General features: G+C 72.0%; 16 protein-coding genes and 1 pseudogene. 12 read left to right on the top strand and 5 right to left on the bottom strand.

The features are described from left to right. Position 1: 1 nt before the first annotated feature. From GQQ95_RS14940 to GQQ95_RS14930, 3 genes are read left to right on the top strand one after another with little or no spacing between them, the layout of a single operon-like run. Positions 2 to 451, top strand: coding sequence for an SRPBCC family protein (locus GQQ95_RS14940; RefSeq protein WP_157428469.1), 450 nt, complete (start codon positions 2 to 4; stop codon positions 449 to 451). Then, positions 451 to 1464, top strand: coding sequence for an SDR family oxidoreductase (locus GQQ95_RS14935; RefSeq protein ID WP_170297083.1), 1014 nt, complete (start codon positions 451 to 453; stop codon positions 1462 to 1464). Before GQQ95_RS14940 ends, GQQ95_RS14935 begins: the two co-directional genes overlap by 1 nt. Beyond that, positions 1461 to 2912 carry a phytoene desaturase family protein gene (locus GQQ95_RS14930; RefSeq protein ID WP_157428468.1) on the top strand — a complete coding sequence of 484 codons (1452 nt, stop codon included), beginning with the start codon at positions 1461 to 1463 and terminating at the stop codon, positions 2910 to 2912. The genes GQQ95_RS14935 and GQQ95_RS14930 overlap by 4 nt, the downstream gene beginning before the upstream one ends. Positions 2913 to 2923: 11 nt before the next feature. On the opposite strand, the gene GQQ95_RS14925 is transcribed toward GQQ95_RS14930, so the two are convergent. Next, on the bottom strand, positions 2924 to 3943 hold the full coding sequence (locus tag GQQ95_RS14925) for a LacI family DNA-binding transcriptional regulator (protein WP_157428467.1): 1020 nt from the start codon (positions 3941 to 3943) through the stop codon (positions 2924 to 2926). Positions 3944 to 4094: 151 nt separating this feature from the next. On the opposite strand from GQQ95_RS14925, the gene GQQ95_RS14920 reads away from it, so the two are divergent. The 5 genes from GQQ95_RS14920 to GQQ95_RS14900 are packed head-to-tail and all read left to right on the top strand — an operon-like array spanning position 4095 to position 11441. Further along, on the top strand, positions 4095 to 6116 hold the full coding sequence (locus GQQ95_RS14920; protein WP_157428466.1) for a beta-galactosidase: 2022 nt from the start codon (positions 4095 to 4097) through the stop codon (positions 6114 to 6116). Next, complete coding sequence (locus GQQ95_RS14915; protein WP_157428465.1) at positions 6113 to 7048, top strand: carbohydrate ABC transporter permease; 936 nt, start codon at positions 6113 to 6115, stop codon at positions 7046 to 7048. The genes GQQ95_RS14920 and GQQ95_RS14915 overlap by 4 nt, the downstream gene beginning before the upstream one ends. Further along, positions 7045 to 7947 carry a carbohydrate ABC transporter permease gene (locus GQQ95_RS14910; protein WP_246205565.1) on the top strand — a complete coding sequence of 301 codons (903 nt, stop codon included), beginning with the start codon at positions 7045 to 7047 and terminating at the stop codon, positions 7945 to 7947. Before GQQ95_RS14915 ends, GQQ95_RS14910 begins: the two co-directional genes overlap by 4 nt. 54 nt (positions 7948 to 8001) lie before the next feature. Further along, the gene (locus GQQ95_RS14905) at positions 8002 to 9330 is read left to right on the top strand and encodes an ABC transporter substrate-binding protein (protein WP_157428464.1); all 1329 of its coding nucleotides are present in this window, start codon (positions 8002 to 8004) and stop codon (positions 9328 to 9330) included. 8 nt (positions 9331 to 9338) lie between these two features. Next, positions 9339 to 11441 (top strand): alpha-galactosidase, encoded by a 2103-nt coding sequence (locus tag GQQ95_RS14900; protein ID WP_157428463.1) that lies wholly within the window; start codon positions 9339 to 9341, stop codon positions 11439 to 11441. 62 nt (positions 11442 to 11503) lie between these two features. Here the strand turns inward: GQQ95_RS14900 and GQQ95_RS14895 are convergent, their stop codons facing one another. The 4 genes from GQQ95_RS14895 to GQQ95_RS14880 all read right to left on the bottom strand — a co-directional run bounded on the left by GQQ95_RS14895 (position 11504) and on the right by GQQ95_RS14880 (position 14656). After that, the gene (locus GQQ95_RS14895) at positions 11504 to 12418 is read right to left on the bottom strand and encodes an anti-sigma factor (RefSeq protein ID WP_157428462.1); all 915 of its coding nucleotides are present in this window, start codon (positions 12416 to 12418) and stop codon (positions 11504 to 11506) included. Then, the gene (locus GQQ95_RS14890; RefSeq protein ID WP_246205564.1) at positions 12399 to 12989 is read right to left on the bottom strand and encodes an RNA polymerase sigma factor; all 591 of its coding nucleotides are present in this window, start codon (positions 12987 to 12989) and stop codon (positions 12399 to 12401) included. The genes GQQ95_RS14895 and GQQ95_RS14890 overlap by 20 nt, the downstream gene beginning before the upstream one ends. Positions 12990 to 13103: 114 nt before the next feature. After that, positions 13104 to 13769 carry a class F sortase gene (locus GQQ95_RS14885; protein WP_170297082.1) on the bottom strand — a complete coding sequence of 222 codons (666 nt, stop codon included), beginning with the start codon at positions 13767 to 13769 and terminating at the stop codon, positions 13104 to 13106. A 47-nt stretch (positions 13770 to 13816) separates the two neighbouring features. Next, on the bottom strand, positions 13817 to 14656 hold the full coding sequence (locus tag GQQ95_RS14880; RefSeq protein ID WP_157428459.1) for a DUF4397 domain-containing protein: 840 nt from the start codon (positions 14654 to 14656) through the stop codon (positions 13817 to 13819). 246 nt (positions 14657 to 14902) lie between these two features. Between GQQ95_RS14880 and GQQ95_RS14875 the strand changes: the two genes are divergently transcribed. The 4 genes and pseudogenes from GQQ95_RS14875 to GQQ95_RS14860 form a co-directional block, all read left to right on the top strand. After that, on the top strand, positions 14903 to 15493 hold the full coding sequence (locus tag GQQ95_RS14875) for a fasciclin domain-containing protein (protein ID WP_246205562.1): 591 nt from the start codon (positions 14903 to 14905) through the stop codon (positions 15491 to 15493). Between the two features lie 130 nt (positions 15494 to 15623). Next, positions 15624 to 16607: a Gfo/Idh/MocA family protein gene (locus GQQ95_RS14870; protein WP_157428457.1), complete on the top strand. Its 984-nt coding sequence runs from the start codon at positions 15624 to 15626 to the stop codon at positions 16605 to 16607. A gap of 135 nt (positions 16608 to 16742) precedes the next feature. Beyond that, on the top strand, positions 16743 to 18575 hold the full coding sequence (locus GQQ95_RS14865; protein WP_212275485.1) for a D-alanyl-D-alanine carboxypeptidase/D-alanyl-D-alanine-endopeptidase: 1833 nt from the start codon (positions 16743 to 16745) through the stop codon (positions 18573 to 18575). Between the two features lie 151 nt (positions 18576 to 18726). Further along, positions 18727 to 19308 (top strand): annotated as a pseudogene (locus GQQ95_RS14860) (isochorismatase family protein); the annotation flags it as partial. Between the last annotated feature and the right edge of the window lie 133 nt (positions 19309 to 19441).

Genomic DNA, 19441 nt, shown 5'->3' with positions numbered 1-19441 from the left:
GATGTCGCGCAACGTCAAGTCCATGGACTGCACCCCGTCAGCCGTCTTCGCCGTGCTCGCGGACGGCTGGCTCTACCCGACGTGGGTCGTCGGCGCGTCGCGGATGCGTGACGTCGAGGCCGCATGGCCTCAGGCGGGCAGCAGCCTCGCGCATTCCGTGGGCGTCTGGCCCGCCCTCATCGACGACGAGACCGTGAGCCTCGAGTGGGACCCGCCGCGTCGCGCGGTGTTCCGTGCCAAGGGATGGCCGATCGGCGAGGCCCGCGTCACCATCGACGTACGCCGCCACGGCGACGGATGCCTCGTCCGGATCCAGGAGGAGGCCGTCGAGGGGCCCGGGTCGTGGGTGCCCCGAGCGCTCACCGAGCCAATGCTGTACGTGCGCAACCGCGAGACGCTGCGCCGCCTGGCGTTCGTGGCGGAGGGCCGGCAGCAGAACGGCGAGTCCTGATGGCCCCGGTGGCCGTGGTGCTCGGCGGATCCGCCGGCCTCGGTCGCGCCGTCGTCCGCGAGCTGGCCGATGCGGGGTGGGACGTCGGCGTGATCGCGCGCGATGAGGCGCGGCTCGCCTCGACCGTCGCCGAGGTCGAGCAGCGCGGGCGACGTGGGCTCGCGGCATCCGTGGACGTGGCCGATGCCGAGGGCGTCGAGGACGCAGGTGCGCGTGTCCAGGCCGAGCTCGGACCCATCGACCTCTGGGTGAACGGCCCGATCGGCGCCGTGCACGGGGAGTTCCTCGACGTCGAGGCGGAGGACTTCCGACGGGTCACCGAGGTGACGTACCTGGGCCTCGTGAACGGCACGCGTGCGGCACTGCGGCGGATGGTGCCGCGCGATCGCGGCCACGTGATCCAGATCTCCTCGGCGCTCGCGCATCGCGGCATCCCGCTGCTCTCGTCGTACTGCGCGGCGAAGGCGGCGAGCCGGATCTTCACCGAGTCGGTGTCGACCGAGCTGCTCCACCACCGGAGCCGTGTCCGGCTCTCGCAGATCGACATGCCGGCGCTGAACACCCCGTTCTACAGCTGGGTGAAGAACCTCACGCCCGCGCGCTCACGCCCGGTGCCCGTCATCTTCCAGCCCGAGGTCGGCGCGCGCGCCGTCATGGCCGTGGTGCGCCGCCCGCGCCGCCGGTCCTGGGTCGGCGAGCCGACGGCGTTCGCGATCCTCGGCAATCGCATCTCGGGTCGGGTGCTCGACTGGGGCGCGGCGACGTTCGGCTATCGCGTCCAGGAGGCCAGGCGGGCGCGCGGCGCGATACTGCCCCCGAACCTGTACGCGCCATCGCCGGGCGACGTGCAGGCGCGGGGCGGCTTCGGAGCGCAGTCGCTTCCGTGGTCGCCACAGGTCTGGGCGGTCACGCACCGCCGTGCCGCGGCCGGGATCGGGGCTGCCGCCGGGGCGGTGGTCGCAGCCTGGGCGCTCGCGATCGGACCGTGGTCGCGAACGGGGGGCGCGCGGTGACGGACGCCGACGCCGTCGTCGTGGGTGCGGGCCCGAACGGGCTCGCGGCCGCGGTGACCCTCGCGCGCGCGGGGCTGCGGGTGCACGTCCTCGAGCGGGACGACACCATCGGGGGCGGTGCGCGCACGAAGGAGCTCACGCTGCCCGGATTCCGCCACGACGTGTGTTCGGCGGTGCATCCGATGGCCCTCGCATCGCGGTTCTTCCGCGAGTTCCAGTTGGGCCGACGCATCGAGCTGCGCCATCCGGAAGCCGCCTACGGGCATCCGCTCGACGGGGGCCGAGCCGCCGTCGCCTACCGCGACCTCGACCGAACGGCCGCCGGACTCGGGCGCGACGGGCCGGCGTATCGACGCCTGATGGCGCCGCTCGTGGACCGGGCGGATGGCGTCGCGGCGTTCACCGGGAGCAACCTGCTCGGAGTGCCGCCCGACCCGCTGACCGCCGTGCGATTCGGGCTGCGGGCCCTCGAGCAGGGGTCGCCGCTCTGGAACCTGCGCTTCGCCGAGGATGCCGCGCCCGCGATGCTGACCGGCGTCGCCGCGCACACGATCCTGCCGCTGCCCGGGCTCGCGCCGGCCGGCGCCGGGCTCGCGCTCGCGACCTACGCGCACGCGCGCGGCTGGCCGATCCCCGTCGGCGGCAGCCAGGCGATCGTCGACGCGCTCGCCGACGACCTCCGCGCGCACGGCGGCACGATCACCACGGGCGTCGAGGTCGCCGACCTCGCCCAACTGCCTCGGGCTCGGGCGACCGTGTTCGACGTCACCCCGAAGGCGCTGCTCGCGATCGCCGGTGACCGGATGCCGCACGCCTACGCCAGGGCGCTCGGAAGGTTCGCGTACGGCAACGGGGTCGCCAAGGTCGACTTCGCGCTCTCCGGGCCGGTGCCGTGGACCAACCCCGAGCTGCGCTCGGTGGGCACGGTGCACGTCGGCGGAACCAGGGCCGAAATCGCCCGGGCGGAGCGCGATGTCGCCCGGGGCCGGCATGCGGCATCCCCCTACGTGCTCGTCGCGCAGCCCTCGATCATCGACGGGACCCGCGCGCCCGAGGGAGCGCAGGTCCTCTGGGCGTACACGCACGTGCCGCGCGGATCGGGCCTCGACCAGCGGGAGGCCGTCACAGCGCAGCTCGAGCGGTTCGCCCCGGGGTTCCGCGACCTGATCCTCGCGGCGGCCGGCCGCACCGCGATGCAGATGGAGCAGTACGACCCCAACTACGTGCTCGGCGACATCGCATCGGGCGCGCCCACTATCGGTCAGCTGCTGCGGCGGCCCGTGGTCTCCACGGACCCGTGGCGCACCCCGATCGAAGGCGTCTTCCTCGCCTCGGCGTCGACGCCGCCCGGGCCGGGGGTGACCGGCCTCAACGGCTGGTACGCCGCGCGCAGCGCGCTGCGACATCGCTTCGGCATCCGGGCGCTGCCGAACCTCTCGCTCGACTGAACGGCGGGCCCCTACGCCGACTCGCGCCAGACGATCGCGGTCTCGACCATGATGCCGTCGACGAGGGGCTGCTCGCCGCCGAGCTGGGCGAGCACGCTCTCGGCCGCGGCCCGCCCGAGTCCGGCGGCGGGCTGCCGCACGGTCGAGAGGCCGGGGTGCGTGCGCCTGGCCCAGGCACTGTCGTCGAATCCGACGACGCCGACGTCGTCGGGGATGCTCCGGCCGGCTTCGCGGAGCGCCTCGATGGCCCCGGCGGCGACGGCGTCGGATGCCGCGAAGACGCCGTCGATCTCGGGCCGGCGGGCGAGGAGGGCGCGCATGCCGTCGACGCCGGCGGAGTAGGAGTACAGCGGGACCGACTCGACGAGGTCGCTCCGGAACCGGTCGCCGAGTGCGTCGGTGAAGCCCTGGAGCCGGTCGACGCCCGAGTCGCGGTCCAGCGCGGCGGCGATCATGCCGATGTGCCGCCGTCCGGTCGCCACGAGGCGTTCCGTGACGGCACGTGCGGAGCCGCGATTGTCGATGCCGACCCACGCCGCGGTGAGGCCGGGCGGGTGCCCGACGAATGCGGCGGGCAGTTCGAGCTGCTCGATGACGCGGGTGATGGGGTCGTCGGTGCGGGCGGAGACCATGATGAGCCCGTCCACGAAGCCACCACGGAGGAACCGGGCGACGCGTTCGGTGTCTCGCTCGGAGTCGACGACGAGGATCGTCATCTGGTAGTCCGCAGCGGAGAGCGTCGCGTTGGCGCCGAGCAGGATCTCGCCGATGTTGGGGTCTTCGACGAAGAGGGGACCGGGCTCGTGGACGATGAACGCGACGGCCTGGGTGCGCTGCATGACGAGGTTCCGGGCGGCGGTGTTCGGCACGTAGCCGACCTTCACGATCGCGGCCTCGATGGCCGCCCTGGCCTCGTCGGAGACGTAGCGCTCGCCGTTGACGACGCGGCTGACCGTGCCGCGGGAGACGCCGGCCTCGATGGCGACGTCGTGCACGGTCGCCCGCTTGCGGCGTGGTGATTGCGTCGACATGGCAACACTGTACCGGCGGCGGGCGCGCCCACGGGTTGACATTCCGAAGCCGGTCTGGATACTCTGTGCACGTTCACAGAAATCTCAGCGCGGAGACGAAACCGGCTGATCTGTGCACGTTCACAGAAATCTGAACGAAGCCGGAGAACACATGCAGCCCTCGACCACCGAGCGGCCCGACCGACGCCGCTGGCGCCACGACGGCATCGCCTTCGGCTGCGACTACAACCCCGAGCAATGGGATGCCGCGGTCTGGCCCGAGGACGTCCGGCTCATGCGCGAGGCGGGCGTGGACCTCGTCGCGATCAACATCTTCGGCTGGTCGCAGGTCAACCCGCGCAAGGGCTCGTTCGACTTCACCGCGCTCGACTCGATCATGGAACTGCTGGCGGATGCCGGAATCCGCGTGAACCTCGGCACGGCCACCGCCTCGCCGCCGCCGTGGCTGACCACGCGGCATCCCGAGATCCTCCCGGTCGCCGACGACGGCACCACCAGGTACCCCGGCGGGCGACAGGCCTGGTGCCCGTCATCGCCCGTCTTCCGGCGCTACGCGCTCGCCCTCGTCGCGCAGGTCGCCGAACGCTACGGCTCGCACGGGAACGTCGAGCTCTGGCACGTCTCGAACGAGCTCGGCTGCCACAACGCCCTCTGCCACTGCGCCGAGAGCACCGCGGCGTTCCGTCGCTGGCTCGAACGGCGCTACGGCAGCATCGAGGCGCTCAACCGTGCGTGGGGCACGAGCTTCTGGAGCCAGCGCTACGACGACTGGGCCGAGATCCTGACCCCGATGCGCACCCTCTCGACGCGCAACCCCGGGCAGGTGCTCGACTTCCACCGATTCAGCTCCGATGAGCTCCTCGACTACTACCGTGCCGAGGCCGAGGTCATCCGCGCCCGCAGCGCGGCTCCCATCACCACGAACTTCATGGTCACCGCGCACATCCGCAATCTCGATTACTTCTCCTGGGCGGCCGAGATGGACGTCGTTGCGAACGACCACTACCTCGACAACCGGCTCGCCGATCCGACCACCGAGCTCGCCTTCGCGGCGGACCTCACCCGCGGCATCGCGGCGGGGGAGCCGTGGATCCTCATGGAGACCTCCACGAGCGCCGTGAACTGGCAGCCCCACAACATCGCCAAGGCGAGGGGCGAGATGACTCGCAACGCCGTGCAGCACATCGCCCGCGGCGCCGACGGCATCTGCTTCTTCCAATGGCGTGCGTCGGCTCAGGGGTCCGAGAAGTTCCACTCCGCGCTGCTGCCGCACGCCGGCACCGACAGCGACGTCTGGCGCGAGGTCGTCGACTTCGGCGGGCTCGTCGGACGCCTCGGCGAGGTGACCGGGACGCGCGTCGTGGCCGACGCGGCCGTGCTGTTCAGCTGGGACGCGTGGTGGGCGACCGACGCCGACAACCGCCCGAGCCACGCGGTCGAGTACCTCGACCAGGTGCACGCGGCGTACGCGGCCCTCCGGGGCGCGGGTGCGACGGTCGACGTCGTGCACCCGGATGCCGACCTCACGGGGTATCGGCTCGTGGTCGTCCCCGCGCTCTACAGCGTGACGAACGCCGCCGCGGCGAACCTCGCGTCCTTCGTGGCCGACGGCGGGACGACGCTCGTGACCTTCTACAGCGGCATCGTCGACGAGAACGACCGTGTCCGCCTCGGCGGGTATCCCGGGGCGTTCACCGACCTGCTCGGCATCCGCGTCGAGGAGTTCGCCCCGCTGCGACCCGGTGCGGACGCCCGCCTGGCGTCGGGCGGGACGGCCCGGCTGTGGTCGGAGCACCTCGCGCTCACGACCGCCGAGTCGCTGGAGGCCTTCGTCGACGGCCCGGTCCCGGGTCTCCCGGCCGTGACCCGGAACGCGCACGGGACGGGTGCCGCCTGGTACCTCGCCACGCAGCCCGACCCCGCCGCATACCGCGACCTCGTCGTTCGCATCGCCGACGAGGCCGGCGTCGGCCGGCCCGCCGGCGCGGGGCCCGACCTCGAGGTCGTCCGGCGCTCGGGCGACGACCGCAGCTACCTCTTCGCCATCAACCACGGGGCGGCGCCCGCCGCGGTCGACGCGGTCGGCTTCGATCTCGTGACCTCGTCGCCCGTCGCCGGAGCGGTCACCGTGCCCGCCTACGGCATCCGCATCATCAGAGAGGAGGCGGCATGACCACCGCACCAGCCGAGATCGCCACCCGCGCGTCCGGAGACCGACCGGCGGGGCGCCGACGGATCCCGGTGCGCCACAAAGGCGCGATCGCCGTGTTCATCGTGCCGTTCGGCATCCTGTTCGTGCTCTTCTACCTGATCCCGATCCTGCAGGCGGTCTGGCAGTCGATGCTCGTCGTCGAGCGCGAGGGCACGTTCGGCGAGGCGACCGAGGTCTTCGGCGGATTCGCGCAGTACGCGCTCGTGTTCCAGAACGGGCCGTTCTGGGCATCAGTCGTCCGGGTGCTGACCTTCGGCATCGTGCAGGTGCCCGTCATGCTCGGCCTCGCGTTGCTGTTCGCACTGCTCCTCGACTCGCCGCTCGTGAAGGGCAAGCGCTTCTTCCGGCTCGCGTTCTTCGTGCCCTACGCGGTGCCGGGCGTGATCGCCGCCATCATGTGGGGCTTCATGTTCAGCCCCAATCTCTCGCCGTTCACCGCCCTCACGCAGAACGTGGACTTCCTCGGTGCGGACCTCGTGCTGTGGTCGATCGCCAACGTCGTCACGTGGGTCTTCGTCGGCTACAACATGCTGATCATCTACTCCTCGCTGCTCTCCATCCCGACCGAGCTCTACGAGGCGGCGCGGCTCGATGGCGCGAGCCAGTGGCGTATCGCCTGGTCGATCAAGATCCCGCTCGTGCGCCCGGCGATCCTGCTGACCGCGGTCTTCTCCATCATCGGCACGCTGCAGCTGCTCGCGGAGCCGCAGGTCTTCGCCTCGTTCTCGTCGGCCGTGATCAGCACCTACACGCCGAACATGACCATCTACGCCACGGCGTCGGTGCCGAACTCGAGCCTCGCGGCCGCCTTCTCGGTCGTGCTCGCGCTCGCGACGTTCGCCCTCAGCTTCACCTTCCTGAAGATCACCCAGCGCAAGGATGCCGCCGAATGACCGCAACGACCGCCATGCCCGGAGTCGTCGGGTCGAAGGGCGCCCCCCGTGCGCGGGGGCCTCGGGAGAAGCTGATGTCGCGCACCGCCGCCATGCTGGTGATGGCCGTGTTCACGCTGTACTTCCTGGTGCCGATCTGGTGGCTGCTCGTGGCCTCGACCAAGAGCCCCGGCCAGTTGCTCACGACCCCCGGGCTCTGGTTCGCCGACTTCAACTTCATCGAGAACGTCACGGCCCTCTTCGAGTACCGCGGCGGCGTCTACTGGAAGTGGCTCGGCAACAGCGTGCTCTACGCGGGCCTGGGCGGCCTCATCGGCACCCTCATCGCGGCCATGTGCGGGTACGCGCTGGCGAAGTACCGCTTCCCGGGCCGGGAGGTCATCTTCAACGTCGTGCTCGGCGGCGTCCTCGTGCCCGCAACTGCGCTCGCCCTTCCGCTCTTCCTGCTGTTCAGCACGGTCGGACTGACGAACACCTTCTGGGCGGTGTTCCTGCCGTCGATCGTGAGCCCGTTCGGCGTCTACCTGACACGCATCTTCGCCGCCGCATCCGTGCCCGACGAACTCATCGAGGCGAGCCGTATCGACGGCGCCGGCGAGGTGCGCACCTTCTTCACGGTGTCGATCCGCCTGATGTCGCCCGCCCTCGTGACGGTGTTCCTCTTCCAATTCGTGGCCATCTGGAACAACTTCTTCCTGCCGCTGATCATGCTGCGCAGCGAGGAGCTGTTCCCGGTGACGTTCGGCCTCTACACGTGGAACTCGCAGCTCAACCAGATCCCCGAGCTCCGCAGCTACGTGCTCATCGGGGCGTTGCTCTCGATCGTCCCCCTCATCGTCGCCTTCCTCGCCCTGCAGCGCTTCTGGCGCAACGGGCTCGGAGCGGGCGCGCTCAAGTAACACCCACGTCGCCCGGACTCGCCGGGCGGCATCCCCACCAAGAGAAGGATCAGTATGCAGCACACGACGAAGGCCCTCGCAGCGTTCGCGCTCGTCGGCACGCTCGCACTGGCCGGATGCTCGACGGCGAGCGGGGACGGCGGCTCAAGCGCTGCCGGCGACTGCACGCCGAGCGACGGCAAGGTCGACCTCACGTTCACCTCGTGGATCCCCGGCATCGAGGATGCCGTGCAGATGTGGAACGAGGAGAACCCCGACATCCAGGTCGCGGTGCAGACCGGGCCGAACGGCAACTCGGGCACGTACCAGAACTTCTTCAACCAGCTGAAGGCCGGCAACGCGCCCGACCTCGGCCAGATCGAGTACGACGCGCTGCCGAACTTCCGCGTCCAGGACGGCCTCGAGGACCTCGCCGCGTGCGCCGACGTCGTCGCCGCCGAGGAGCAGTTCGTGCCGTGGACCTGGGGTCAGGTCACGCTCGGCACGGACGACGAGATCTACGGCGTGCCGCAGGACTCCGGCCCCATGGGCCTGTTCTACCGCTCCGACCTCTTCGAGGCCAACGGCATCGCCGTGCCCACCACGTGGGACGAGTACAAGGAGGCCGCGAAGCAGGTGCGCGCCGCCGGCGGGTACATCACGAACTTCTCCCAGACCGACATCAACCAGTTCGCCGGATTCGTCTGGCAGGCCGACGGGCAGTGGTTCCAGAACGACGGTGACGAGTGGACCGTCGACCTGACGGGCGAGGCCTCCAAGACGGTGGCCGACTACTGGCAGGAGCTCCTCGACGAGGACCTCGTCTCGACCTACCCGGCCTGGACCGACGAGTGGAACAACGCCTACAACTCGGGCGAGGTCTGGTCGTGGAACTCCGCCGTGTGGGGCGCGAACTCCATCGCCTCCGGTGCGCCGGACACGGCGGGCAAGTGGTCGGTCGCGCTCGCGCCGCAGTGGAACTCGGGCGAGGCGAAGGCCGGCAACTGGGGCGGCTCGTCCGTCGCGGTCTTCAAGGGCAGCGAGCACGTCTACGAGGCCACGAAGTTCGCACTCTGGCTGAACACCTCCGACGAGGCGCTCACGGCGCTCAACACCTCGGCCAACATCTATCCCGCCACCGTCGCCGGCCTGGACCTGCCGTCGCTGCAGGAGGGCGTCGAGTTCTACGGCGGGCAGAAGATCTACGACGTGTTCAAGGAGGCCGCGACCCAGGTCAACCCCGACTTCGTGTGGGGACCGACGATGACGCAGACCTACGCCGACGTCGCCGACGGGTTCAAGGCGGCCGCGAGCGGCCAGGGCACGCTCTTCGAGTCCCTCGAGAACGCGCAGAAGACGACCGTCGACGCGCTGAAGGCGCAGTCGATTCCGGTCGCGGGATAATCACCGGCATGATCCATCACCTCCGTGCCGCGGGCGTCAGCGTCCTCGTCGACGCCCGCGGCGCGGGAGTGCCCGCCATCCTGCACTGGGGTCGCGATCTCGGCGACCTCGACGCCCGTTCCCTCGGGCAGATCGCGGATGCCGCCGTCACGGCCGTGCCGCCGAGCTCGATCGACCGGCCGCCCAGGCTGTCGCTCGTCCCGTCGCTGCGCGAGGGCTGGAGCGGTCGCCCGGGGGTCTCGGTGGCCGGGGACCGGCCCATCGACTTCGGCCTCGAGCTGCGCTCGGCGGATCGTGACGGCGGCCGGCTGTCGATCGAGCTGACGGATGCCGCGGCATCCGTCGATCTCGCGGTCGAGCTCGAGCTGCTGCCGGAGGGCGTGCTCCGCCTGCGGCACCGGCTCGTGAACCGGGGCGGGGCGGCGTTGCGCGTGGCATCCGCCGCTCCCGTCGTCCCCGTGCCCGACCGGGCCCGCGAGGTACTCGACTTCTCGGGGCTCTGGGCGGGCGAGCGCCGTCCGCAACGGTTCACCCCGGGTCACGGCGTCTGGTCGCGGGAGAGCCGGCACGGGCGCGGCGGGCACGACGACGCCTTCCTGCTGGTCGCCGGCACGCCGGGCTTCGGGTTCCGGGCCGGCGAGGTCTGGGCGGCGCATGTCGCGTGGAGCGGCGACCGCGCACTCTGGTTGGAGCGAAGCCCCCTCGGGAGTTCGGCGATCGGCGGCGGCGAACTGCTCGCGCCCGGTGAGCTCGAACTGGGTCCCGGCGAGCACCACGCGTCGCCGTGGCTGGTGCTCGCGTGGTCGGACGACGGCCTCGACGGAGCATCCGATCGCCTGCACCGCTGGGTGCGATCGTGGCGCCCGGCCGACCGTCCGCCCCTGACCGATCGCCCGCGGCCCGTCGTGCTGAACACCTGGGAGGCGGTCTACTTCGACCAGTCCCTGGAGGCCCTCGAGCCCCTCGTCGACGCGGCCGCCCGCGCGGGGGTCGAGCGGTTCGTGCTCGACGACGGCTGGTTCCGCGGGCGCCTCGACGACCGCGGGGCGCTCGGCGACTGGTTCGTCGACGACGAGAAGTGGCCGCACGGTCTCGGTCCGCTCATCGAGCGCGTGACCGCATCGGGCATGGACTTCGGGCTCTGGATCGAGCCCGAGATGGTCAACCGCGATTCCGACCTCGCCCGCGAGCACCCCGACTGGGTCATCCAGCCGGCGTCGGCACCGACCTGGCGCTGGCAGAACACGCTCGACCTGGCGAACCCCGCGGCCTTCGCGTACGTCCTCGAGCGGTTGGATGCGTTGTTGAGCGCGCATCCGATCGCCTTCCTCAACTGGGACCACAATCGCGACCTGCTCGCCTCGGACTCGCACCGCCAGGTCCTCGCGTACCTCCGGCTCGTCGACGCCGTGCGGTCCGCCCACCCGGGCGTCGAGATCGAGGCCTGCGCGTCCGGCGGCGCCCGCGTCGACCTCGGGATCCTGCCGCACGTCGACCGCGTCTGGACGAGCGATTCGAACGACCCGCTCGTGCGGCAGCGCGTGCAGCGCTACACGTCGCTCGTCGTGCCGCCCGAGTACCTCGGCAGCCACCTCGGCGCGGCGAGGGCGCACACCACCCAGCGCACCGCGTCGCTGTCGTTCCGCATGCTCACGGCCCTCTTCGGGTCGGCGGGCATCGAGTGGAACCTCGCCGAAGCCGCCCCCGACGAGCTCGAGGCCGTCGCCGAGTGGACCGCCCTCTACCGGCGCCTGCGCGCCCTGCTGCACTCGGGCACGGTCGTGCGAAGCGACCCGTCGGACGACGCCGTGGACGTGCACGGCGTCGTCGCCCATGATCGCGCCGGCGCCCTGTTCGCCTACGTCGTGCTCGACTCACCGCAGGCAGCGGTGCCCCCGCCGGCCCGCCTTCCGGGGCTCGACGAGGCTCGCAGCTACCTGGTCCGCCGCGTCGACGTCGGGGGACCCGTCGCGACCATCGCGGATGCGCCGCCGCCATGGTGGAGCGCCGGCGAGGTCACGCTGCCGGGTCGGGCGCTCGCCGAGTTGGGGCTGCCGATGCCGCTGCTGGCGCCCGAGAACGGGGTGCTGCTCGAGGTCTTCGCCGTCTGAGCGCCCGCGGGCGGCCCCCGTCGCCGGGCGGCCCGTGCCGCCGCTCGGCCGGACGGCCGTGCTCAGTTCAGGTCGCCCCTGACGATGGAGTCGCCCGAGTGCGCCGGCACCCCGTCGAGCGGCTCCGCCGAGACGTCGACGATCGTGAACTCGCCGAGGTCGATGTCGGCCGGCAGCGCGAACCTCCCGGAGGCGCCGTCGAGCAGGCCGAGGCTGACCAGGCCCGACGCGTCGGACCGGATGAGCCAGACCTCCTGCACCGCATCGGCCGTCGGTGCGACGTCGAGGTCGACCACGATCGAGCGTCGTCCCTCGTCGTCCTGCTCGACGATCGCGTCGCCGCTCGCATCCCAGCCCGGGAACGGGTCGAGGGTCGCGCGCGCCAGCACCTCCTGCGTCGCGGATGGGCGGGCCACGGCCAGCCCGACCGTGACGCCCGCGACGATGCCGATCACGGCGGCAGCCGCGGCCAGTGTCCACCAGCGGGCCCTGCTGGGCAGGGTGCGCACGGGACGCACTGCCGGCGCGTCGGGGTCGGACGCTGTCGTGGTCGTGGTCGGGGTCCCGGTCGGCGGGGCGGCGGATGCCTCGGGCGTGGCCTCGACCCGGCCGTCGACCTCTCGGGCCGTCGTCGCCGGGGCGAGGCGTGCGGTGATCGGATCCTCCGCGAGCGCGGGGTCGAGTCCGAGCTCTCCGTGGATGCGCTGCCACACCGAGGGGGAGGGCAGGTCCTCGTCGGCAGCCAGGCCCACAGCACCGACGGCTCCTGGGCTGCCCTGGGGGCCGCCGAGTCGGGGCGAGCCGGCGACCGCGTCTCGCGGGGCCGCACCGCCTCGCCCGGCCGCGACGATGCCGGCGAACGACTCGTAGTCGCCGCGGCACTGCGCGCAGCGCTCGAGGTGCGCGGCGACGGCGTCGCTCGGCTCCTCACCGTCGACGGCGAGGACGGCGAGCTCGTCAGGTTCGATGTGCTCCATCGTCCACCTCCCATCTGGTGCGCATGCGGATCAGGCTACGTCGGATGTGGCTCTTCACGGTGCCGATCGGCAGGTCGAGGGTCTCGGCGATCTCGCTGTGCGTCAGCTGCTCGTAGAACGCGAGCCGCATCACGTGCCGCGCCGTGGGCTCGAGCCGGTCGAGTTCCTCGACGATCATGGCGCGCTCGGCGAGGTCGTCGGGCTGCTCCGGCGGAGCGACGGATGCCTCGCTCACGAGTTCGTCCTCGAGCCGGCGATGCCGGGCACGGGCCTCGTGCGCATCGGCGATGCGATGGCGCGTGATGCCCACGATCCACGCGCCGAGCGCCGTCTTCCCGGGAAGGTAGTTGCCGCGCGATCGCCACGCCGCGAGAAAGACCTGCTGCGTGACGTCTTCCGCGTCCGCGCGGTCGCCGAGCGAGCGGAGGGCGAGCCGGAACACGAGCGCGCCCCAGCGCGCGTACGCCTCACGGAGGGCGAACTCGTCACCCTCGAGGAATGCCCTGGCGAGCGCATCCTCGCCGAGGATGCCGTCTTCACCTCGGCCCGAATCCGAAGTCGCTGTGCTCACGTCGCGGCAGTCACTCCTTCGTCGACCGACGGCGTCGTGCCGTCGTGAAGGAACCTGCGGCAGCGCGACGCCGGCTCGTGCCAGCTCTTCGATCAGCATAACGACTCACCGCGCTCATCCGGTGGGTTCCGCGGTCACGAGCACGTTGCTCAGGTACCGGCGGGCGTCGTAGTCGAAGTCTCCTCCGCAGGTGACCAGCGTCAGCCGCGGTGCCCCATCGCGTGCGAAGGCCGCGGACCAGTCGACCTGTTCCTTGGGGACGACCTCGGTCATGGTGAGCGCGTACTCGTGGGTCGTGCCGTCGGCCGTGGTCACGAGGAAGCGGGTGCCGGCCGGCGCCGCGGCGAGCCGTGCGAACGGCCCGATGTCGTACTCGAGGGAGTCGACGTGGGCCGCGACCACGACCGAGCCAGCCGCCGCGCCCGGCGCGGCCCCGAAACGGTACCAGGCCGCGATCGACGGGTTCGCGGGAAGCCCCATGGCGCCGCGGTCGTCCAAGCCCACCGCTTCGACCGCGACGTCGATGCCGAGGTCCGGCGCCTGGAATCGCACGGGTGCGGGCCCGGTGAGGGCGGGTCGGTCCTCCAGCGCGGCCGAGGACACGGGGATCTCCGGCAGCGGCGTAGCGGGCGCCTCGGCCGGCGGCGAGGTCGCCAGCCCGGTCGCCTGCAGGTCGCGGCCCGAGGCTGCCGCACTCGTGCCCTCGCCGGTGCCGCCGGTGCCGGTGCCGGTTCCGGTCCCGCATCCGCCGAGCGCGAGCACGACCGCGAGGACGGCCACCGGTACCCAAAGGGAACCGATGACCGACCTCGCTCGCATCATCGTGCTCAGTGCTCGACCCGGGCGCCCGCGCGACGCCGCAGGAGGATGGTGACGCCCGCCGCGGCGGCGAGTACCGCCGCGCCGAGGACTGCGGTCCACGATGCAGCGGACTCGGGTGCGTTGGTCGCCACCAGGCCGGCGGATCCGGCCGGGACGCCGTCGGGGCTGGAGTGCATGCCCGCGATCGCGACGGTCTGCACGGCGAGGTCGAGGTTGTCGTCCTCGAGGCTGCCCCAGGCGTACGCGATGGTGTTCGCACCCTCGGCGACCTCGACATCGGCCGGCCCGATCACGGGGTCGGTGGTCCCGGTGGCCGCGACCGACACCGACTGCGTGCCCGCCGGCAGGTCGAGCTTCTGCTCGTCGGGGTTGGCGAGGTTCGTGATGACGGGTGAGCCGCCCGCGAGGACGTCGACCGCCGGCGCCGCGGCGACGTGGCGGACCGTGAGCCGGCCCTCTCCCGCGGCGAGCGTCGCGGTGTCGTTGGTGAACAGCGTCGCGGTCGGCTCGCCGCCCTCGTCGAGGTGGGCGACGGCCGTGTAGTTGCCGCCCGCGTCGAGCGGGAGGTCGACCGGCCCGATCGCCGGCGACGAGGCATCCGTGGCATCGGAGGCCGTGATGGCGACCGCGTAGGTGCCGGCCGGCAGCTCGAGCGGGCCTGCGAGCGACCCGGGCGTGAAGTCGTCGAGCGTGAGCTCGTCGTTCACGTAGACGTCCACCGTGAGGCCGGGAACCCCGTGCAGTACGGAGAGCATCGCGGGCGATTCGGCGGCGCTCGCGGGAACGGCCGTGCCGAGTGCGACGAGCGCACCGGCGCCGATCGCGGCGGCGAGGATCTTCTTCATCGTGGTTCCTCCAGTTCTCGACCCCGTGCGGGGTGCCTGATGTGCCTTCACTCACTACTTCCGGACGGAGTCGCCGATCGGATGCAGCGGCGCCGAAGTTTTTCTCGGCCGGATCTCGAATCGGCCCGTGCCGGTGCATCCGCTCGCCCGCCGACGGCGGAAGTAGTTCGTGAGCGGCCGGTGCGATGGCATGCGCCTGCCTGGCGGATGCCGCCGGCCGCGAGTCACCAGTGAAGGAGCATCATCATGAAGAAGATCCTCGCCATCGCGGCGGCCGCCGCGGCGATCGTCATGGTCAGCGCGACCCCGGCGAACGCGACCGGTGATCAGTCCCCGGCCGGCACCGTCGTCGATGTCGCCGTCGCGGCGTCCGGGGGCGGCGTTCCCGACCAGAACCCGTACGACTACGACCTGCTCGTGCAGGCGCTCACGGCCACCGGGCTCGTGCCCGTGCTCGCCGACACGTCGCGCAGGTTCACCGTCTTCGCTCCGAACGACCGGGCGTTCCTCCGCCTCGTCACCGACCTCACCGGCGAGGCGCCGACGAGCGAGCAGGATGCGCTCGAGAAGATCACCACGGTCCTGAGCATCGACCAGATCAGCAACGTGCTGCTCTACCACGTCGTCGCCGACCGCAAGCTCGGCCCGATCCGGGTGCTCACCGCCGGTTCGCTCACGATGGCCAACGGCGGCATCGTGAAGCCGCGGGGGCTCAACCTGCGTGACGAGAACACCGCGCTGAAGGACCCGCGACTGGTCATCAAGGGGCTGAACATCCAGGGCTCGAACGGGGTCATCCACACCATCGACCGGGTGCTCGTGCCAGCCGTGCTGTAGGACGGCCACCCAGCCGGATGCCGCGGGCGGGCGGGCCCCGTCCGCGGCATCCGCATCGGGCGAGTCGGAGCCCCTCGCGCAGCGACGCGCGGGGCGCACCGGCCACGGCGGTGCTCACTAGGCTGAACCCATGACTGAACGACTGCGCTGGGGCATCCTCGCCACCGGCGGCATCTCCCACCTGTTCACGAGCGACCTCAAGGCGAACGGCTTCGACGTCCGCGCGGTCGGTTCCAGGTCGCAGGCGGGCGCCGACGCGTTCGCCGCCGAGTTCGACATCCCGAACGCGCACCCGAGCTACGAGGCGCTCGCCTGCGATCCCGAGGTCGACGCGATCTACATCGGCACGCCGCATCCGATGCACGTGGCCAACGCACGGCTCGCGCTCGAGGCCGGCAAGCACGTGCTCGTCGAGAAGCCGTTCACGCTGAACGCGGCCGAGGCGCGCGAGATCGCCGAGCTCGCGGCATCCGAGGGGCTGCTGCTGCTCGAGGCCATGTGGACGAGGTACCTGCCGCACATGGTGCGCATCCGCGAGATCATCGCGGCCGGCACGCTCGGCGAGGTGCGCTCGCTCATCGCCGACCACACCCAGAAGCTCACCGATGACCCGGCGCACCGCATCAACGCGCTCGAGCTCGGCGGCGGCGCGCTGCTCGACCTCGGCATCTACCCCGTCTCCTTCGCGTGGGACCTGTTCGGGGCGCCCAGCACCATCCAGAGCACGGCGACGTTCAAGCCCACGGGCGCCGACGCGCAGGTCGCCGTCGTCTTCGGCTACGACGGCGGGCGCATCGCGACCTCCGTCTCGGCGAGCGACCTCAAGGGTCCGAACGTCGCCACCGTGCTCGGCAGCGACGCACGCATCGACATCGACTCGGTCTGGTACACGCCCACGTCCTTCCGCGTGGTCGACCACCACGGCGACGTGCTGGAGACGTACGAGTCCGAGGTCGTCGGCCGCGGCATGCACTTCCAGGCCGAGGCCGTCGAGCGGCTCGTCGCCGAGGGCAACCTCACCGGAGACCTGCTGACCCTCGACGAGTCGGTCGCGATCATGGGCACGCTCGACGCGATCCGCGAGCAGATCGGGCTGCGCTACCCGGGCGAGTAGCGGCTCGGCGCGGGGCCTCGCACGCGCGCGCGTCGCCCCGCCGGTCCCGCGCCGGCGCCCGCGCACCGCCGGGTGCGCAGTGGCTTTTCGGCCCGTGATCAGGGTTCGCTCGGGTGCGGCACGTAGAATCCCCGGATGACCGACGAGACGGATGCCACGCGCGAGCCTCGCTCGACCCCGCATCCGCCCGACACGGAGCCGGGGCACGAGACGGTCGAGTCCGCATCGCCGGCCCCGGTCGAGGGCGGCGATCTCGAGGCCTCGGAGGCGCCGGACGGCGTCGCCGAGGGCGAGGTCGCGGCTGAGCCCGGAGCTGTGTTCGACGGTGCCGAGACCGCGTCCGTCGAGGACGTCGACGCTGCTGCCTCCGACGAGACCGTCGACGCTGCTCCGTCCGACGAGACCGTCGACGCTGCTCCCTCCGATGAGACCGTCGTCCTCGACGCAACTGCCACGCCCGCACCGGCGGCGGCGGCCGCCACCGAGCCGGCGGATCCAGCGGACGCCGTTACCGACCAGTCCGACGCCGCGGCCCCCGCCGCCGCGCCGGCCGGCCCATTCCTGCGGAGGCACCGGCGCGCGTTCGCCGTGGCCGCCGGAGCGGTCGCCTTCGCCCTGCTCGGGGTGGGCGCCGTGTTCGCCGGCACCGCCGCGAGCACCCGCGACGCCGCCCCGGTCGCGGTGATGTCCGAGACCGCGACCCCGACTCCGACGCCGACCGCCGACCCCGCGCGACCCGTGCCCGCGGCCGCCGCGGCGCCGATCAACATCCGGGTCCGCACCTGCTCGGTCGCCGACCGTGCGGCCGACCCGCGGCTCGCCAACCTGCAGGCGCAGGTCATGAACGCGGCCACCGGCGAGGTGCTCTACGACCGCGGCGGCAGCACGCCGTCGCGCACCGCGAGCGTCATGAAGGTCCTCACCTCCGCGGCCGCCCTCAACGTGCTCGGGCCCGACTATCGCACCACGACCACCGTCGTGAAGGGCGCGGAGCCGGGCAGCGCCGTGCTCGTCGGCGGTGGCGACGTCACGCTGTCGCGCACGCCCAGCGGCAGCGAGACCGTCTACCCGGGGGCCGCGCACCTCGACGACCTCGCCGCGCAGGTGCAGGCGGCCTGGGCCGCGGACCCCGCCAACCCGCCGCTGACCAAGCTCATCCTCGACGCCGGGTACTTCGGCGGCGACGAGTGGCAGGCGAGCTGGGACACGATCGAGCGCGACGACGGCTACATGTCGAACATCACGGCCCTGCAGGTCGACGGCGACCGCGACGACCCCTACGCCAATACGTCCTGGCGCAGCACGGACCCCATCGGCCGGGCCGGCCAGGCCTTCGCCGACCAGCTCGGCGGCATCGCGGCCATCGAGCGCGGCACCGCGCCCGCGGGCGCGCAGCAGCTCGGTGCCGTGAGTTCCCCGACGGTCGCGCAGCTCGTCGACAAGGCGCTCGTCGTCTCCGACAACACCGTCGCCGAGATGCTCGCGCGCCTCGTGGCCATCGAGACGGGCTCGGGCAACACGTTCGACGCGATCAACGCGGGCGTGCTGCAGGGCCTCGAGGTCTACGGCATCGACACGACCGGCATCGTCGTCGTCGACGGGTCGGGGCTCAGCGACGACAACGCCGTGCCGCCCTCGTACCTGACGCAGCTCTTCGTGAAGGTCAACGCCCGCGAGGGCAACCTCGGCGTGCTCATGGACGGGCTGCCGGTGTCGGGCGAGCGCGGCTCGCTCTCGTACAGCGACCGGTTCGCCGGCGACAACTCGGTGGCGTACGGCGCCGTCTCGGCGAAGACGGGCTGGATCAACTCGGGCTACACCCTCTCCGGCGTCATCCGGGCGCAGGACGGTTCGACGCTCACGTTCGCGATCTACGCGCTCGGCGACGTGACCGACGAGGCGAAGCAGGCCATCGATACGCTCACGACCGGCTTCTTCCTCTGCGGGGACGAACTCTCCAACGAGTAGCCGCAGTCCTTCGGCATCCCGTCGCCGATTCGCAGCAGATGCGGATGCCGCGAGCGGGCGTCGCTGGAAGAATGGACGGCACCTGCGGCATCCGGTGGCTGCGGCATCCGCCTCGGTCATCGCCCGATGCCCCGACCGACGGGAGAGAGCCATGACCCGGGCCCTGTTCATCATCGACGTGCAGAACGACTTCACCGAGGGCGGCGCGCTCGGCGTCGACGGGGGAGCGGCCGTGGCCGCGGGCATCAGCCGCCACCTCGCCGCGCACCGTGGCGACTACGCGCTGGTCGTGGCATCCCGCGACTGGCACTCCGCCGAGAACGACAACGGCGGGCACTTCGCCGTCGACGCCGAGCCCGACTTCGTCGACACGTGGCCCGCGCACTGCGTGGCCGGCACCGAGGGCGCCGAGTACCACCCCGACCTCGCGACCGACGGCATCGACGTGCACATCCGCAAGGGCCAGGGCGTGCCCGCGTACTCCATCTTCGAGGGCACGGATGACGCGGGCGCGACGATCGGCGAGGTGCTGACGGCGCACGGGGTCACCGAGGTCGACGTGGTCGGCATCGCCACCGACTACTGCGTTCGGGCCAGCGCGCTCGACGCGCTCGAGCACGGCCAGCATGTCCGCGTGCTCACCGACCTCGTCGCCGGGGTCGCGGCCGACTCGTCCGCGGCTGCGCTCGCCGAGCTCGGGCACGCGGGTGCAGAGATCGCGGCGTCGTCGGCGTCCTCGGCTTCCGCCTCGGCTCCTGCCTCGGCTCCTGGCTCGGCCTCGTCGGGCTCTGACGCCTCGGGGGCGGATGCGCCCGGACCGGGCACCTCCGGAGCGGGCGCGGGCGGACCGGGCGACTCGGGCGCCG

Origin of the sequence: Agromyces salentinus (assembly GCF_009749395.1) — a bacterium.
Classification (GTDB): domain Bacteria; phylum Actinomycetota; class Actinomycetes; order Actinomycetales; family Microbacteriaceae; genus Agromyces; species Agromyces salentinus.
Note: the sequence above shows the minus strand (reverse complement) of the source record. Positions and strands in the feature narration are given on the sequence as shown.

What these genes read in the sequence shown, in the direction of transcription:
- GQQ95_RS14940 (WP_157428469.1), top strand. Translation starts at nt 2, where the DNA reads ATGTCGCGCAACGTCAAGTCCATGGACTGCACCCCGTCAGCCGTCTTC.
- GQQ95_RS14935 (WP_170297083.1), top strand. Translation starts at nt 451, where the DNA reads ATGGCCCCGGTGGCCGTGGTGCTCGGCGGATCCGCCGGCCTCGGTCGC.
- GQQ95_RS14925 (WP_157428467.1), bottom strand. Translation starts at nt 3,943, where the DNA reads ATGTCGACGCAATCACCACGCCGCAAGCGGGCGACCGTGCACGACGTC.
- GQQ95_RS14920 (WP_157428466.1), top strand. Translation starts at nt 4,095, where the DNA reads ATGCAGCCCTCGACCACCGAGCGGCCCGACCGACGCCGCTGGCGCCAC.
- GQQ95_RS14915 (WP_157428465.1), top strand. Translation starts at nt 6,113, where the DNA reads ATGACCACCGCACCAGCCGAGATCGCCACCCGCGCGTCCGGAGACCGA.
- GQQ95_RS14910 (WP_246205565.1), top strand. Translation starts at nt 7,045, where the DNA reads ATGACCGCAACGACCGCCATGCCCGGAGTCGTCGGGTCGAAGGGCGCC.
- GQQ95_RS14905 (WP_157428464.1), top strand. Translation starts at nt 8,002, where the DNA reads ATGCAGCACACGACGAAGGCCCTCGCAGCGTTCGCGCTCGTCGGCACG.
- GQQ95_RS14900 (WP_157428463.1), top strand. Translation starts at nt 9,339, where the DNA reads ATGATCCATCACCTCCGTGCCGCGGGCGTCAGCGTCCTCGTCGACGCC.
- GQQ95_RS14895 (WP_157428462.1), bottom strand. Translation starts at nt 12,418, where the DNA reads ATGGAGCACATCGAACCTGACGAGCTCGCCGTCCTCGCCGTCGACGGT.
- GQQ95_RS14880 (WP_157428459.1), bottom strand. Translation starts at nt 14,656, where the DNA reads ATGAAGAAGATCCTCGCCGCCGCGATCGGCGCCGGTGCGCTCGTCGCA.
- GQQ95_RS14875 (WP_246205562.1), top strand. Translation starts at nt 14,903, where the DNA reads ATGAAGAAGATCCTCGCCATCGCGGCGGCCGCCGCGGCGATCGTCATG.
- GQQ95_RS14870 (WP_157428457.1), top strand. Translation starts at nt 15,624, where the DNA reads ATGACTGAACGACTGCGCTGGGGCATCCTCGCCACCGGCGGCATCTCC.
- GQQ95_RS14865 (WP_212275485.1), top strand. Translation starts at nt 16,743, where the DNA reads ATGACCGACGAGACGGATGCCACGCGCGAGCCTCGCTCGACCCCGCAT.